General features: G+C 60.4%; 9 protein-coding genes and 1 pseudogene. 7 read left to right on the forward strand and 3 right to left on the reverse strand.

Going from position 1 to position 13,745, the window contains the following annotated elements; translation table 11 throughout:
* From AC6UAL_RS06260 to AC6UAL_RS06270, 3 genes and pseudogenes are all read left to right on the forward strand, one after another.
* Positions 1 to 304, forward strand: a pseudogene (locus tag AC6UAL_RS06260) (hypothetical protein); the annotation flags it as partial.
* Positions 297 to 2,252 carry a tape measure protein gene (locus AC6UAL_RS06265; protein WP_500682517.1) on the forward strand — a complete coding sequence of 652 codons (1,956 nt, stop codon included), beginning with the start codon at positions 297 to 299 and terminating at the stop codon, positions 2,250 to 2,252. The pseudogene AC6UAL_RS06260 and the gene AC6UAL_RS06265, both read left to right, overlap by 8 nt.
* A gap of 220 nt (positions 2,253 to 2,472) precedes the next feature.
* Positions 2,473 to 2,865: a hypothetical protein gene (locus tag AC6UAL_RS06270; RefSeq protein WP_500682518.1), complete on the forward strand. Its 393-nt coding sequence runs from the start codon at positions 2,473 to 2,475 to the stop codon at positions 2,863 to 2,865.
* 439 nt (positions 2,866 to 3,304) lie between these two features.
* Here AC6UAL_RS06270 and AC6UAL_RS06275 read toward each other — a convergent pair whose 3' ends face one another.
* Entirely contained in the window at positions 3,305 to 4,048 is a 744-nt protein-coding gene (locus tag AC6UAL_RS06275) for a hypothetical protein (protein ID WP_500682519.1), read from the reverse strand.
* A gap of 523 nt (positions 4,049 to 4,571) precedes the next feature.
* On the reverse strand, positions 4,572 to 4,835 hold the full coding sequence (locus AC6UAL_RS06280; protein ID WP_500682520.1) for a hypothetical protein: 264 nt from the start codon (positions 4,833 to 4,835) through the stop codon (positions 4,572 to 4,574).
* A gap of 581 nt (positions 4,836 to 5,416) precedes the next feature.
* Between AC6UAL_RS06280 and AC6UAL_RS06285 the strand changes: the two genes are divergently transcribed.
* Together AC6UAL_RS06285 and AC6UAL_RS06290 are read left to right on the forward strand one after the other, a co-directional pair.
* Positions 5,417 to 6,109 (forward strand): iron-sulfur cluster assembly scaffold protein, encoded by a 693-nt coding sequence (locus AC6UAL_RS06285; protein WP_500682521.1) that lies wholly within the window; start codon positions 5,417 to 5,419, stop codon positions 6,107 to 6,109.
* Positions 6,110 to 6,135: 26 nt separating this feature from the next.
* Positions 6,136 to 7,137: a GGGtGRT protein gene (locus tag AC6UAL_RS06290; RefSeq protein ID WP_500682522.1), complete on the forward strand. Its 1,002-nt coding sequence runs from the start codon at positions 6,136 to 6,138 to the stop codon at positions 7,135 to 7,137.
* A 324-nt stretch (positions 7,138 to 7,461) separates the two neighbouring features.
* On the opposite strand, the gene AC6UAL_RS06295 is transcribed toward AC6UAL_RS06290, so the two are convergent.
* Positions 7,462 to 11,913 (reverse strand): M16 family metallopeptidase, encoded by a 4,452-nt coding sequence (locus tag AC6UAL_RS06295; RefSeq protein ID WP_500682523.1) that lies wholly within the window; start codon positions 11,911 to 11,913, stop codon positions 7,462 to 7,464.
* A 267-nt stretch (positions 11,914 to 12,180) separates the two neighbouring features.
* On the opposite strand from AC6UAL_RS06295, the gene AC6UAL_RS06300 reads away from it, so the two are divergent.
* Positions 12,181 to 12,975, forward strand: a complete 795-nt coding sequence (locus AC6UAL_RS06300; protein ID WP_500682524.1) for a hypothetical protein — start codon at positions 12,181 to 12,183, stop codon at positions 12,973 to 12,975.
* A gap of 129 nt (positions 12,976 to 13,104) precedes the next feature.
* On the forward strand, positions 13,105 to 13,674 hold the full coding sequence (locus tag AC6UAL_RS06305) for an elongation factor P (protein WP_500682525.1): 570 nt from the start codon (positions 13,105 to 13,107) through the stop codon (positions 13,672 to 13,674).
* Positions 13,675 to 13,745 lie beyond the last annotated feature (71 nt).

Below are 13,745 nucleotides of genomic sequence, written 5' to 3' on the forward strand. Positions count from 1 at the left end.
TGGCGGCAGACCGAGCCGCCATCCGGAGTGCCAGCGCAGAACCCCTGCCGGATGCCGACGCCCCTGCAAGCCCAAACGTGCCCACCCCGCGCTCGTAGCCTCATGGGTATTCACCATCGCACGAGCGACGGGGTGGAGCGAAGAGCGCATCCTCTGGATGCCGCTGCGGCGAGCCATGCAGTACGCCCACGCCGCATGGATCAGCGAAGGCATCCGCACCGGCTGGCGCCACGCCACCGCCGAAGAAGCGCAGAGCGCACAAGCCCTCTATGAACGCCTCAAACCCCTGACGCGCCATGGCTGACGTCTCCATCACCTTCAGCGGCGACGCCTCCGAACTCAACGCCGCACTCGCCGACATCAAACAGGAAATCGGCAAAACCCGACAGGCCGTAGGCGGCCTCTCGGGCAGCTTTGCCCTGGCCTTTGCGAGCATACAGGCAGGCATCAGCGCCGTAAAAGGAGCCCTGAGCGGCCTGGCGGGCATCAGCAGCGCCGCCGCCGCCATGGAGCAGACCGGGCTGGCCTTCAACGTCATGATGGGCGACGCTGCCCAGGCCGCCGCCTACGTCGCCCAGCTCAAGAAATACGCCGTCGAGACCCCCTTTGAGTTCGGGGACATCGCGGACGCGGCCAAGACCCTGCTCTCCATGGGAACCGCCGCCGGGAAAAGCATCGACGTCATCCGCAAACTCGGCGACATCGCCTCCGTATCGGGCAAACCGCTGCGGGAACTGGCCTTCCTGTACGCCAAAGTGCAGAACGCCGGACTGAGCAACGAAGTCGCCGAATCGCTGGAAATGCAGGGCGTGCCCATCCGCCGCCTGCTGGCGGAAATGAAAGGCATCAGCTTCGAGCAGGTCTTTGAGGGCATCTCGAAGCGCGAGTTCAACCTCAGCGATCTGGACGCCGTACTGGCAAAACTGACCGGCGCGGGCGGGCTGCTGGAGAACATGACCCGGCGGCAATCCCAGACCTTCTCCGGCATGCTCAGCACGCTCAAGGACGGCTTTGCCGCGCTGGCCATCGAACTGGGCACCCCCATCAACGCCGCCATCGTGCCGGTGATGCAGCAGCTCATCGCCTATCTGGACAGCATCACCCCGCAAGTGCAGGCACTGGGAGCCCTGCTGGGCCAAGCCCTGAGCGGAGCGGCTGACCTGCTGACCCCGCTGGTCAGCGGCGTGGCCGGACTGGCGGAAGCCATGGGCGGCACGCGCACCGTCGTCGCCTCACTTGCGGCAGCGATGCTGCTCTATGCCGGGCAGAGCAAAGCCGCCGCGGCCTCGACCCTCACCCTGCGCGGCAGCCTCAGCAGCCTGATAGCCACCCTGCGCGGCCTGAGCCTGTCGGGCGTGGCCGCCGGCTTTCGCAGCGCCTTAGCCGGGATGAGAAGCAGCCTGGCCAGCACCCTGACGGGCATGAAACTGATGTGGTCAACCGCATGGAGCACGATGGCCACCGTCACCCGCACCGCGATGGTAGCCGTGAAAGCCGCCATCGTGAGCACCGGCATCGGGCTGATCATCGTGGGGATAGGCGAAGCCCTGGGAGCCCTCTACTCGTGGTTTATGGGCAATGCCGACGCCGCCCGCGAAGCGGCACAATCGGCCCGGGAGTTTGAGAAAACCCTCAACGCGCTCAACAAACGAGCGGGCAAAATCACCACGCAGGGGCAGTATGACGAGTTCATGGAGCAGCTCGAAGAGCAGATCAGCGACCTGAAAGCCCAGCGAGCCGATGCGCGCAGCGATGACAACGAAGAGATGGAAGAAGCCCTGTCGCGGCAGATCAGCCTGCTGGTGCGCAAGCGGGCCGAGTACAGCCGGAGCATCCCGCTGCAAATCGAAGCCGCGCGAGCGGCCGAGCGGGAAGCCGCCGCCGCGCGAGCCCGCGCAGAAGCCGAAGAAGAACTCGCGCGGCGCATCGACGAAACCCGGCAGAAAATGGCCGACATGCAACAGCAGCAGCGCGAGCAGGAGCGCGAGCAATACCTCAGCGGGCTGGACACCGAGATGCAGATACGCCTGCGCCTGATAGCCGCCTCCGTCCTCTACTGCGACCTGAGGTCATTCATCGCCGAGCAATCGCGAGCGCAAGAAGAAAGCGTACGCGTCCTCACCGAAATGTCCACCCGCCTGCAAACCATCGAGCACCGCATCGAAATCCTCCACATGCAGCAACCCGCCACCCAGAGCGCGCCGCCCACGGCAAACACCACCACAGGCACCACCGCAGCAAGCAAACGCTGACCCTCTCAGCACCGCCCGCGCAGGGGAAACCCACCACCACGACGGCACGGGGAGAGGGAAGGGGGCAAACCGGCAAAAGAGCGAAGGCGGGAGTGCGCATGTCTCCCGCTTGAAAAAATACGCAAAGCTCTGAAAATAAATCGCTAAAGTATAAAAAAAGTTCTTGCATATTGTCGAGGATCTGCTAAGGTATGACCATAAGGTAAAACACTAAGCTACAATGGACAAGCAAGAAATTACGGAACGCATCCGACAGTACAGGCAAGAAATCGACGCCGCCAAGGCCCAGTGGAACCAAGAATACGCCGCAAGCAGCGGCGAAGAGCGCACCGCCATGCGGGACTACGAGGAGTTCTGCGCGTACATGGAAGAGCGGGAAGTCGAAGCCAACGACGAGGAATACGCGGAAGAGCTCACCGGCGCAGGGGACATCGTACGCATCAAACCCGAACTGCTCGACAACAGCGAGCTGCAGCAAATGCGCTACATGCTCGAAGAGCAGGTCGGGAGCAACGAAGCCTGCATCCGAGCTTTAGGAACCGGGCTGAGCAACCCCCCGACAACCATCGTCGGCATGGACTGGGTAGAAAAAGCCGAATACCCGGCAACGTGAGACCGGGCATAAAAAGCCCGGCCCACGGCACCAGCCCGGAACCCGCCCAAGGTTCCGGGCTCTTCATCACCCGCCGGAGTTCACCACTTTCAACTCGTAGGACTGATTTTTGTCGCCTTCTCTCAACTAAGTTTGCAACACGTACATAATCGACGGTGTACTCCGTGCCGTACCCTTCTCAAAGGCTAGTCACGAAAACCGCTCCCCGGCACATGAACGGGGAGCGGCTCTTTTGTTGTTTATCGCTGTCTATGAGCGGGTTGAGGAGTTCTCGACTCATCGAGAAGCTGAGCTGCGGTCGCTCCTCATGAAGCCCAAATCAGTCCTTTTCAAAGCCCCGGGGACTCCAAAGGACTCGTGTCTCGGCAGCTCATCAATGCCATTTTTATCCGTCAGGACTCTGTTTCGCCATATTATGGCGTTATAGGCGGCAATCCTCCTACCAAGATATGAGAGCATTGTCCCTGTAGATAACAGAGCTTTCCCATCGTAGTTTCTTTCTGGTTCTGAAGAACTGAAAACTAAGCACTGTCGATACGAACAGCATGCCGCACGCAATGGACAGGAACAGCACAAAGTCTGATGCATCATTGGGGGCCGTAAGCCTTAACTCGGGAGAGTCTCCCAGCGCCATGTAGGCCTGCAGTTCTTCCTTCTTATTAGCAGCTTCTCTCAAGGTCGGCAGCTCATCACTCCGAACGCTGCATGTGAGTCTTTTTTGCTGTTTTGAATCCGGCACCCATACATAAGCAACACGGTCCTGCACACGTTCAACATGAACCTTGCATGGTACCCAGTTTGTTTCAAATACAGTGGGGTAAATACAAAACGAGGCGAAAAACAAAACTAGGCTTATGAAACAAGTTGCTATGGAAGCAAAAAGGTAAAAATTCATCAAAGCCGACGACCAAAGTAGTTTACGCTCTTTTAAAATGTTCTTTTCATCACTCAGATCTATCCTTTTTTCGATATTCGGAAAGCTTCGACAAATATAATCAAAGGTTTCTAAAGCGGCTTGCTTCTCGCTGAATCTCAGTATAGGTTCTCCCGCATCCTCTGTTTTTATCACATAATAGATAGGAATTACCGGCATGCGCACGCGTGAACGAAAAAGATCACAACGTTTAAATCGCTCACTTTCTTCACATCGTAATAATAAACAGTCTGTTTTTGAAAGGGTCATATGCCTTTCTTTTGTTGTCAAAAAAGAAGATTTGACAGTAATTGTGTCGAGGTCACAATGGATACTTATCTTCTCTGAAACCAGACGAATTAAATATAACAAACATAGTATGAGAAACAAGAGACTGCTTCCCAAGATAATCCCGTTGACGGAGGACTGCATATAGAGCATCAAAAAATGCAAAAAAAAGCAACCGCTCATTACACACAAGGTTATAATAACAAGGAGTACTTTCTTTCCATATATTGCAATACTAGACACATTCATAATGTCTGTATGTTATCTTTCTAGGTATGATCTGCTAATCTATTATATTAAGGCGGTTTGCCGCTGCCGCTCGTGGTAAGTCCGGTGTTTCTTCCCTTTCATGCGGGCAGTATAACTTCCTTCAAGGGCTTGAGCAAGAATGATTTTTCCCCTTTGCGGCGAGGCGGGGCGGGGCGGACGGCCATCGCTTGCGGCTCCACTCGGGGGAGTCGGATGCGGGGCGACCGATGGCCTCAGCAGGGGAAGGCCGCGGGCTTCATTCCGGATCCGGGCGTCTGTGCTGACGAAGAAGAAAGCTGAGATCAATGTGCCTGCCATACGGGCCGCGCAATGAACATTCATTCAGCAGGTGCTCCGGGGTCTTGGGAGGAATGTGGCTTGGCCACTTGGCGTTGCGAAAGCGCTCCTGCAAGCGGCGATCGCGCTCCATCACACGCTGCCACTCTTTCGTGGAGCGCACCTTTTCCGCCTCGGCGAATTCGGCCGGGGTTTGGTGGAGGCGCTTTTTCTTCCCCTTCATACAGGCAGTATAGCATTCTTCAAGGGCTTGAGCAAGAATGATTTTTCCCCTTTGCGGCGGGGGTGGCGCACGGCTTTGGTTCGAACGTTGGACGGGGCTGCGGAGATTCCTGTTGACTTCCTCTTCGGCTCGGGCTATCATGAAACTCCCGACAGCACCTTGAAGGATGGGGATGAAAGAGTCCGGATAGTAGCCTGGGGCCGTACGCCCGTGTCACCTGTCGGTAGACCTCGGTTCCTGATCGGGGTGTTTTTTGTTCGGCGGGCAAGGGGGAGAAGGCCGCGGCAAAACGCGGGAGCGGAAACACCGGGCGGAAAGGCTCAGCAGGGAGCTCGGCAAGAGGCGTGGCAGGGGCTCGCTGAGCCCTCATTCGGCCCGATGCTGCGCCCCCGTTAGTCGGGGGTTCTTTCGTCCGTGCCCGGAGTCTCATCCCCGCGTCGACGTTTCGCTTCTGTTTTTGAGACCCTCAATCATTTTGTGCTGGAAAAACCGACAGAGCGGAGCTATAATGCTGCCAGCAAGGCAGGCTCTGCCGCTTTGGAGCACAGAGCCCTTTGTCATTCAAGCCAAATACACATACTATGCAGTACACGACAGAAGTTGAACATATGTGTTGCGTCAAGAAGGGCTGCAATCACGGCCCCGCACCCATCCCGCAGGAGGGGGCTTGGACGGCATCCACGAAGATTGAGGATATCTCCGGCCTGACTCACGGTGTGGGTTGGTGCGCTCCTCAGCAGGGTGCCTGCAAGCTGACGCTCAACGTCAAGCAGGGCGTCATTCAGGAGGCCCTGGTCGAAACCATCGGCTGCTCGGGCATGACCCACTCCGCTGCTATGGCTTCCGAGATTCTCCCCGGCAAGACGGTTCTTGAGGCCCTCAATACCGACCTCGTCTGCGACGCCATCAACACGGCTATGCGCGAGCTCTTCCTGCAGATTGTCTACGGTCGCACGCAGAGCGCTTACTCCGAGGGCGGTCTGCCCATCGGCGCCGGTCTCGAAGACCTCGGCAAGGGGCTCCGCTCTCAGACGGGCACGCTCTACGGCACGCTCGCCAAGGGCTCCCGTTACCTGGAGCTCGCCGAGGGTTACATCACGAAGCTGGCTCTCGATGAGAACAATGAGATCATCGGCTACCAGTACGTGAAGATGGGCCCGATGATGGAGGACATCAAGAAGGGTGTTGACGCCAATGAGGCTGTCAAGAAGTACACGGGTACCTACGGCCGCTTCGACGGTGCTGCCAAGTACATCGACCCCCGTCACGAGTAAAGAACCCTTAACATCACATCACGATTATGCCTCTTTTCGAATCTTACGATCGTCGAATTAACCAGATTCTGCCGGTTCTCAAGCAGTACGGCATCAACTCCTGCGAGGAGGCCGAGCAGGTCTGCCTTGAGAAGGGTATCGACGTGCGCGCCATTGTCCGCGGCATCCAGAATATCGCCTTCGAGAACGCCGGCTGGGCCTACACCGTGGGCGCTGCTATCGCCATCAAGAAGGGCTGCAAGAAGGCTGCCGACGCTGCCGAGGCTATCGGCGAGGGTCTGCAGAGCTTCTGCATTCCCGGTTCGGTCGCGGATGACCGCAAGGTCGGTCTCGGCCACGGCAATCTCGCCGCTATGCTGCTGCGCGAGGAGACGGAGTGCTTCTGCTTCCTCGCCGGTCACGAGTCCTTCGCTGCTGCTGAGGGCGCCATCGGTATTGCTCGCTCCGCCAACAAGGTGCGCCAGAAGCCGCTTCGCGTGATCCTCAACGGTCTCGGCAAGGATGCCGCTTACATCATTTCCCGCATCAACGGCTTCACTTACTGCCAGACGAAGTTCGACTACGCCACGGGCAAGGTCGAGGTTGTCAAGCGCACGTCCTTCTCGGACGGCGAGCGCAGCAAGGTGAACTGCTACGGTGCTGACGATGTGCGCGAGGGCGTGGCCATCATGTGGCTCGAGGGTGTGGATGTGTCCATCACGGGTAACTCCACGAACCCGACCCGCTTCCAGCACCCGGTTGCCGGTACCTACAAGAAGGAGTGCGTTGCCGCCGGCAAGAAGTACTTCTCCGTGGCTTCCGGCGGCGGCACGGGCCGCACGCTGCACCCGGACAACATGGCTGCCGGTCCCGCCTCCTACGGCTTCACCGACACGCTGGGCCGCATGCACAGCGATGCTCAGTTCGCCGGCTCCTCCTCCGTGCCCGCTCACGTGGAGATGATGGGTCTCATCGGCATGGGCAACAACCCCATGGTCGGTGCGACCGTCTCCGTGGCCGTGGCTGTGGAAGAGGCGATGAACAAGTAAGTTCAACTTTCTGCAAGTTGCAGATCGGCCGCATCCCCACCGGGGGATGCGGCCTTTTCTTTTTCCGGGGTGCGAGGGTGTGCGACGGGGTTGAAGGCAAGGGAGCGTGCCCGGTGCGGAAGACGGGCAGGGGGCGTTCGCTGAGCTTGAACAGGGTGGGGCGCCGGGCGGCCGGCTCGAGATTCGCGGGGCGGGCGTAGGGGGCGTGGGGCGGTTGGCCTGGGACGGAGTGCCGTTGCTGATCGGATGCCGAAAGAAACGCCGCACGGCCGGAAGCCGTGCGGCGTTGATGAGAGTCGGGCAAGCGGCTGCCGCCGCTGTGCTTTACTTGATGGTCACCGTCAGCGTTTCACCCTTCTTCATGTCCAGCTCGGGGAAGAGGATGAAGTCGTTGGTGAAGAAGGCGCCGGGGGCATCGCAGCCCGAGGCTCCCCGGCCGGTCTCAGCCGTCGGGAACCAGACGGCGACGCGCCCCTTGCGGTTGCTGTTGGCGGTGATGGTGAAGGTCTTGGCGTCCTGCCAGCTCACCGTGTAGTTGGAGCTGTGGTGCTCTTCGTTGAGCGTGGCGCTCCAGGCAGGATCGCCGTAGAAGGCCACCACGTCGCGGTCGTGCACGAGGCCGACGCGGTCTTTCGCGTTCTCTTGATTGAGATCCACGCCGACCGCAGCGATGTTGCGGTAGATGCGCCCGTCGATCTGCGGCTCGTTGAAGCGAGCCTTGAGCAGCCTCGGATCAATGTCCGCAGCTTCCTTGAGGATGAACTGATTGTTCAGGAACCACGCTTCGGCCAGCGTTGTGCCCGCGCTGTTGTCGAAGAACATCGACAGCGTCCCCCAGCCGCCCTTGCCGTACCAAGAGGGAACCGTGTAGCCCACAAGCTGATTGCAGGTGTAGGCGGAGAGGGCGGTGACGGCCATGCTCTGCTTGGTATTCATCGCATCGCCGAAGAGGCAGTTGCCGGCGGCAATCCACACGCGGGTTTCGCCGTCCGGCTTGATTTCGGGGCACTTGAACTGCTTGGCCACGCGGGCAAGAGCCTTGGTCTGCTTCTGCGTGATGGCCGGGGCAATGCCTTGGCCGACGATGCCGCGCATGTTCGGCAGGCTGGCTTCGTAGTAGCGGTTGTTTGCCGGGAAGATGAGCCCTTTGCTGTAGGGCATTTCCAAATTCGCCTGCGTTGCGTGGCTCGAGGAGACGACGAGCTGCGGCTTGCCCGTTGCCAGTTCGTGCGCGAAAAGGCCCTGCATGCCTTCGCGCTTGATGCGGCGGCCTTCTTCCGTGCTGTCGTTGTAGACGGTTTCGGTGGGTTTTACGTTGCCCGTTTGCTCCAGCACGGGGCTGTCAGGGCCCCAGTCCGTCAGGCAGTAGCTGCGGTCGAAGCGCTCGTGGCTCACGTTGGTGCTGCCGAGAACTCGTTTGATGACGAGCGGTTGGCGGGCTTTGGCGATGCGCATGGCGTCCTTGGCGCTGTAGCCGGTGACGATGCCCCAGATGCAGTCGCCGTAGGGGTCGTCATCGACGCGGCGCGCGGCGCGGTGCAGGTTGTTGACCAGCTCGCGACCGACTTCCATCGGGCGGGCAACGCAGGCCGCATAGCGGGCTTGCGTGTCGCGCAGCGCCTTGGCAATGGCGTCTTCGCTCAGCTCGTCCACCACGACGACCTTGCCCTTCCGGCCGTACTTGTCGGCCAGCGTTTGAGCCACCTTGAGCCACGATTTCTTGGAGGCGGCGTCTTTGCTGATGATGACCGTATAGGGGGAATACTTCTCGGCATCGCTCACGCTCAGCACGCGTACATCGTAGCGGAGAGCCGCCTGCGGCGCGGCCGCGGGCACCGCGGTCTCGGGCACCGCAGTTTCGGGCTCGCCCGCCTTCACGGCGTTGCCTTGGCCCTCGTCGGTCTTTTCATCGTAGTCGTCGGGCACGGTAAAGATGTGAGTGGCTTTCGAGGCGTCGCCGAAGACTTCGCGCGCCAGCTGCCGGATTTCTTCCAGCGTGATGGAGCGCACATCCTCGCGCAGACCGCGCAGCAGGGCCAGCTGTTCCGGGTCGCTCTGGAGTTGGGCGAGATTGTTCATCCAGAAGGCAGGCTGAGAGAAGGCCTTGTCGATGCGGGACAGATAGGGCTTGATGGCTCGCTCGAAGTCCTCTTGTGAGATGTTGCCCTTGCCGAGGTCCTGCATGATGAGATCCAGCGCCGTGCTGACTTTGACGCGGTTGCCTTTCACGCCTTCGCTCGTCACCATCACGAAGGCGGCGTCGTTGAAGTCGCTGCTCGTTTCAACGCTGACGGAGGGGCTGTAGCTTTCATTGAGCACCGCGCGGATGCCGTCAAAGACGCGTTCGCGCGCGATGGAGACGAGGATGGCAAGGCGGCGGTTGCGCTTGCGATCCATGCCGTTGCCCGCGGGGAAGATCTGCGTCACGATCGTCTTGTCTATGTCGGTGTTGTAGCGGATGAAGCTGCGTTCACCCCAAGGGCGGAAGTTCACGCGGCGCTGCTCTTCCGTCAGTTTCGTGAATTCCTTGCTGCGCTCGGGCATGGCGCCGAAGGTGCGCTCAATCACCGGGATGACCTCTTGGACGTCGAAGTCGCCGACGATTGTCACCTCCATCGCTCCCTTCTGCAGGAGGGGCGTCATGAGCTCGCGCACCTTCTGCGTATTCACGCCGTCGAACTGCTCGCGGGTCGGGAAGTTGAAGCGCGGATCGTCGCCGAAGAGCAGGCGTGTTACGTTGAACATGAAGGCGCCGTCGGGCGTTGTCTCAAACTGCGTGTAGACGGCATCGAGCTGGCGGCGCAGCAGCATCTCGGCCTCGGGGCGGAAGCCCGAGTGCAGCACGGCCGCTGCCAACAGCTTGCACTGAAGCTCGAAATCCTTGGGGTTGCAGTTGCCCGAGAAGGCGAAGCGATCCTGACCCATGCTAAACGACATGCCTACCTTGTGTCCGGCGAGAATGCGGCGCAGATCATCCGTCGAGTGCGCTTCGAGGCCGCCGGCGGACATCACCGCCTCCGTCATTTGGCTGAGGCCGGGAATGGCCGGCAGATTCATCTGCCCGCCGTCGACGGCGACGCAGACTTGGATGTTGCCCTTGCGCGTGGAAAGCGGCTTGAGGTTGACGCGCACGCCGTTGGAGAGCGTGAGGGTTGTCGTATCGAGATCGGCCAGATGCTGTTGCTCAACGACCGTGCCGGGCGTGCCCGTCTGCTCGTAGGCGAAGCTCAGCTCCTTCTGCTCCTCGGGGGGGGTGACGCGCACGGCTTTGGCTTCATCGTACACGCGGCGCAGATTCTGCTCGGTCGCATCGTCGGCCAGCGCTCCCATGAGCGTCAGCTTCACGCGGTCCGAGCAGTAGGCTTGAGCCAAGGCCTTGCGGCAGAGGTCGGGGTCGGCCGCCACGCGTGCAAGGCCGGCCTTGATGCTGCGGAGGTCTTCGGACGGGGGGGTGAAGGCTTGCCGGTCGGTGAGGGCCGAGATGATTTCTCCGGCCAGGCTGTCGCATGTCACGGTCTCCCAGCTGTCCTGAGCGCTTTGGGCTGCCGTCAGCAGCGATGAGGCCACCATCTCCAGCTCCTGCTCCGAGAAGCCGTATTCGCAGGCGCGGCGGAGTTCGGCCTCGGCCGCTGCGAGTGCCTCCTTCCACTTCTCGGGCTTGGCCTGCACGGCGAGGCCGAACACGCGAGCGGAGCGGAAGATTTCGTCATCGCTCACGCCGGCTCCCTCAAAGGGGCTCTCCGCCTGCTTCGCGAGGAGGTTGAAGCGAATGTTGAGCATGCTGCATGCCAGCTGCAGGGGCAAATCCTCGATGCGCTGCTCGAGCGTGTCGGGGCGCTGTTCCCAAGGATTCACCACGGAGAGCATGACGGTCGTCTTGGCGCTTTCGGGGTTCGGAATCACCTTTTCATCGGCGCCGATATTCGCCGGGGTGCCGATGGCGGGGCGAGCCGGGTTGGGGCTCTTCTCCATGCTTGCGAAGTGTTTTTCAATCCACTCCCGAGCTTTGTCGGTATCAAAATCGCCCGTCACCACCACCGTCATGCGCTCGGGCACGTAGTTGGCGTGATAATAGGCGCGGATGGTCTCGTAGGGGCAGTTGCGAATCACCTCTTCGAGGCCGATGGGCATGTAGTCCGGCACGCGCGTGCCGTTGCAGAGCTGGCGAATGAAGGCCATGCTGGCGCGGTAGCCCTCCGAATCGCGGCTCTTGAGTTCGCTGATGACGATGCCGCGCTCGTGATCAATCGCCTCATCGCTCAGCTCGGCACCGTCGGCAAAGTCGCGCAGCGCCGTGAAGGCGAAGTCGACCGTCTCATCCTTGAGGTTCGGCAGGTCGAACATGAAGACCGTTTGCAGCAGCCCCGTATAGGCATTCGCATCGCCGCCGAAGCCGAGGCCGAGCCGTTGCATGGCGGGGATGAGCTCGCCGCGCTTGAAATGGCGGCTGCCGTTGAACACCATGTGTTCGAGGAAGTGCGAGATGCCCTTCGTCTCGGGGCTCTCGTTGAGCGAACCCGTATCGACGAAAAGCCGGATGCTTGCGCGCCCCTTCGGCTCCGAGGTCGGGCGGATGATGTAGGAGAGCCCATTGTCGAGCTTCCCGAAGACCATCTGCGGGTCGTTTGCCAGCGGGCGCGTCAGATCCTCATCCGGTGCAGCCTCCGGCCGATTTGCGGGGGGTGCGGGCTGCGGAGCGTTTGCGGGAGCCTGGCTGTATGCCGCGGGGGCAGAGAGAGCCAAGGCCAGCAACATCATGGTGTATTTCGTGTTCATGGATTGGAATGCTATAATAAGGGTACGTCGACCTTTCTTTGATTCTTTCACAAAAAAACGCAGAAAGCCACCAAAAAAGGCTAATAACTGACGATGTGCCCGTTTTTCTCTGCGAAAGGGCTTGTTAAGGGCTCTTTGAGGGCTCCGGCCGCTTTGCTCGTTCCGGCGTGTCAATGCCGTGATAACAGCTTGCTTGACGGCTGCCGACGTGCTATTCTGGCAGAGTCAGCTCAGCCACCATCACTTCACCTCATTCGCCTCGATCCCATGATTCACGAAACGGCTTTCCTCGGCGCCAGCACCATCCTCGGCAAGTACTGGACAAAGCGTCGGCACTTCGACTATCTGATTGACAAGGAGAATTTCTCGTCGACTTTCGGCCACAGCTTTCGCTTCATGGTCTACCTCGACAGCGCCGTGGCCAACGGCTCGTATGCCGTGCGCAAGGATGTAGCGGCCGACACGGCCGCCACCAACTACCTGATTCGCCACCTCGCCGACATCAAGCCCGAGTTCACCGTCTTTGTGACGACCTGCGACATGCTCGCACCCGATGCCGACGAAAACACCCCCGTTCTCGAATCCAGCGACGACCCCTACGTGCAAAACCGCATCAACCTCTACCGCGAGCTCAACTTGCAGTACGGCCGCGTGCTCAATGTTCACATCACGGAGCTGGGGGCGCCGATGGATTGCTTCTGCCCGCTGCTCCGGGCTATGGCGGATCCCCCCGCAGGCCGCAAGGCTCTGCCCTTTGCCCCCGATGAGCTGCACCAGATCTACTTCCCGCAGCGCATCCTCGGAGACGTTGAGCGCTGCATACCGCTGGGCATCCAGTCCATCATTCCGGCGATGCCCCCGCTGACGACCCGCGAAATCGTCGAGGCTCTCAACCCCGCGCTTCTCAAGCGTCTGCGCGAGCCTCTCGCCGAAGACCCCAAGGGCTCGCGCCGCCAATCCATCCACTCCTTCCAGTGGCTCGACCCGAAGGACGGCTACCTCGTGACGAAAGACGACCAGATTGTCCTGCTCAAGTTCTTCGCCGGGGTCGATGCGCTGTGAGTCAGCGGATGGAGCGCTGCGCCGACGCCGCGCGGCCGAGGTGCCGTTCGCCGCTACGCTCCTTTTTTGAAGGGGGGCGGTGAGAAAAAGCTTGACTATTGAGCCGTCCTCTGCTACCCTCCCGCCGCTATGGCAAAAGTCCCCGTTATCCAACTTCGCAAAGGCCACGCCGTGAATTACAACGGCGACATCTGCGTGGTGCGTGAGAGCCAGCTCAAGACTCCTCCCCGCATGGCATCCTACGTCCAGATGACTATTCGCAGCATCGCTACCAAGAAGGACTACAACCTTCGTCTGACCTCCAACGACTTCCTCGAGGGCGTGATGCTCAGCCGCGAAGAGATGGAGTTCTCGTACGTGGACGGCATGGGCTACCACTTCCTCAACACCGAGACTTACGAGGACGTTTGCGTGCCCGAGGATATCGTCGAGCCCGTCAAGGACTACCTCATGGAGGGCAACTCCTACATCCTGCTCTTCACCGATGAGACCGTCTGCTCCATCGAGCTTCCGGCCGCCATCACGATGGAGGTTGCCGAGGCCCCCGAGGGCGTCAAGGGCAACTCCGCCAACAATGTCTACAAGAGCGCAACGATGACCACGGGCCTCGTGGTGCAAGTGCCGCTCTTCATCAACGCCGGCCAGCGCATCTCCGTCAAGACGGAAGACGGCACCTACCTCGGCCGCGTCAACGGCTGATAAACAGCCCGCTGCCCTTCACAAGGCATCAAAGAGGCCCCACTGCTTCGGCGGCGGGGCTTTTTTGACGC

Origin of the sequence: Candidatus Parakkermansia intestinigallinarum (genome assembly GCF_944389695.1) — a bacterium.
Classification (GTDB): domain Bacteria; phylum Verrucomicrobiota; class Verrucomicrobiia; order Verrucomicrobiales; family Akkermansiaceae; genus Akkermansia; species Akkermansia intestinigallinarum.

Coding starts and splice junctions, on each gene's coding strand:
- AC6UAL_RS06265 (WP_500682517.1), top strand. CDS start 297: ATGGCTGACGTCTCCATCACCTTCAGCGGCGACGCCTCCGAACTCAAC.
- AC6UAL_RS06270 (WP_500682518.1), top strand. CDS start 2,473: ATGGACAAGCAAGAAATTACGGAACGCATCCGACAGTACAGGCAAGAA.
- AC6UAL_RS06275 (WP_500682519.1), bottom strand. CDS start 4,048: ATGACCCTTTCAAAAACAGACTGTTTATTATTACGATGTGAAGAAAGT.
- AC6UAL_RS06280 (WP_500682520.1), bottom strand. CDS start 4,835: ATGAAGGGGAAGAAAAAGCGCCTCCACCAAACCCCGGCCGAATTCGCC.
- AC6UAL_RS06285 (WP_500682521.1), top strand. CDS start 5,417: ATGCAGTACACGACAGAAGTTGAACATATGTGTTGCGTCAAGAAGGGC.
- AC6UAL_RS06290 (WP_500682522.1), top strand. CDS start 6,136: ATGCCTCTTTTCGAATCTTACGATCGTCGAATTAACCAGATTCTGCCG.
- AC6UAL_RS06295 (WP_500682523.1), bottom strand. CDS start 11,913: ATGAACACGAAATACACCATGATGTTGCTGGCCTTGGCTCTCTCTGCC.
- AC6UAL_RS06300 (WP_500682524.1), top strand. CDS start 12,181: ATGATTCACGAAACGGCTTTCCTCGGCGCCAGCACCATCCTCGGCAAG.
- AC6UAL_RS06305 (WP_500682525.1), top strand. CDS start 13,105: ATGGCAAAAGTCCCCGTTATCCAACTTCGCAAAGGCCACGCCGTGAAT.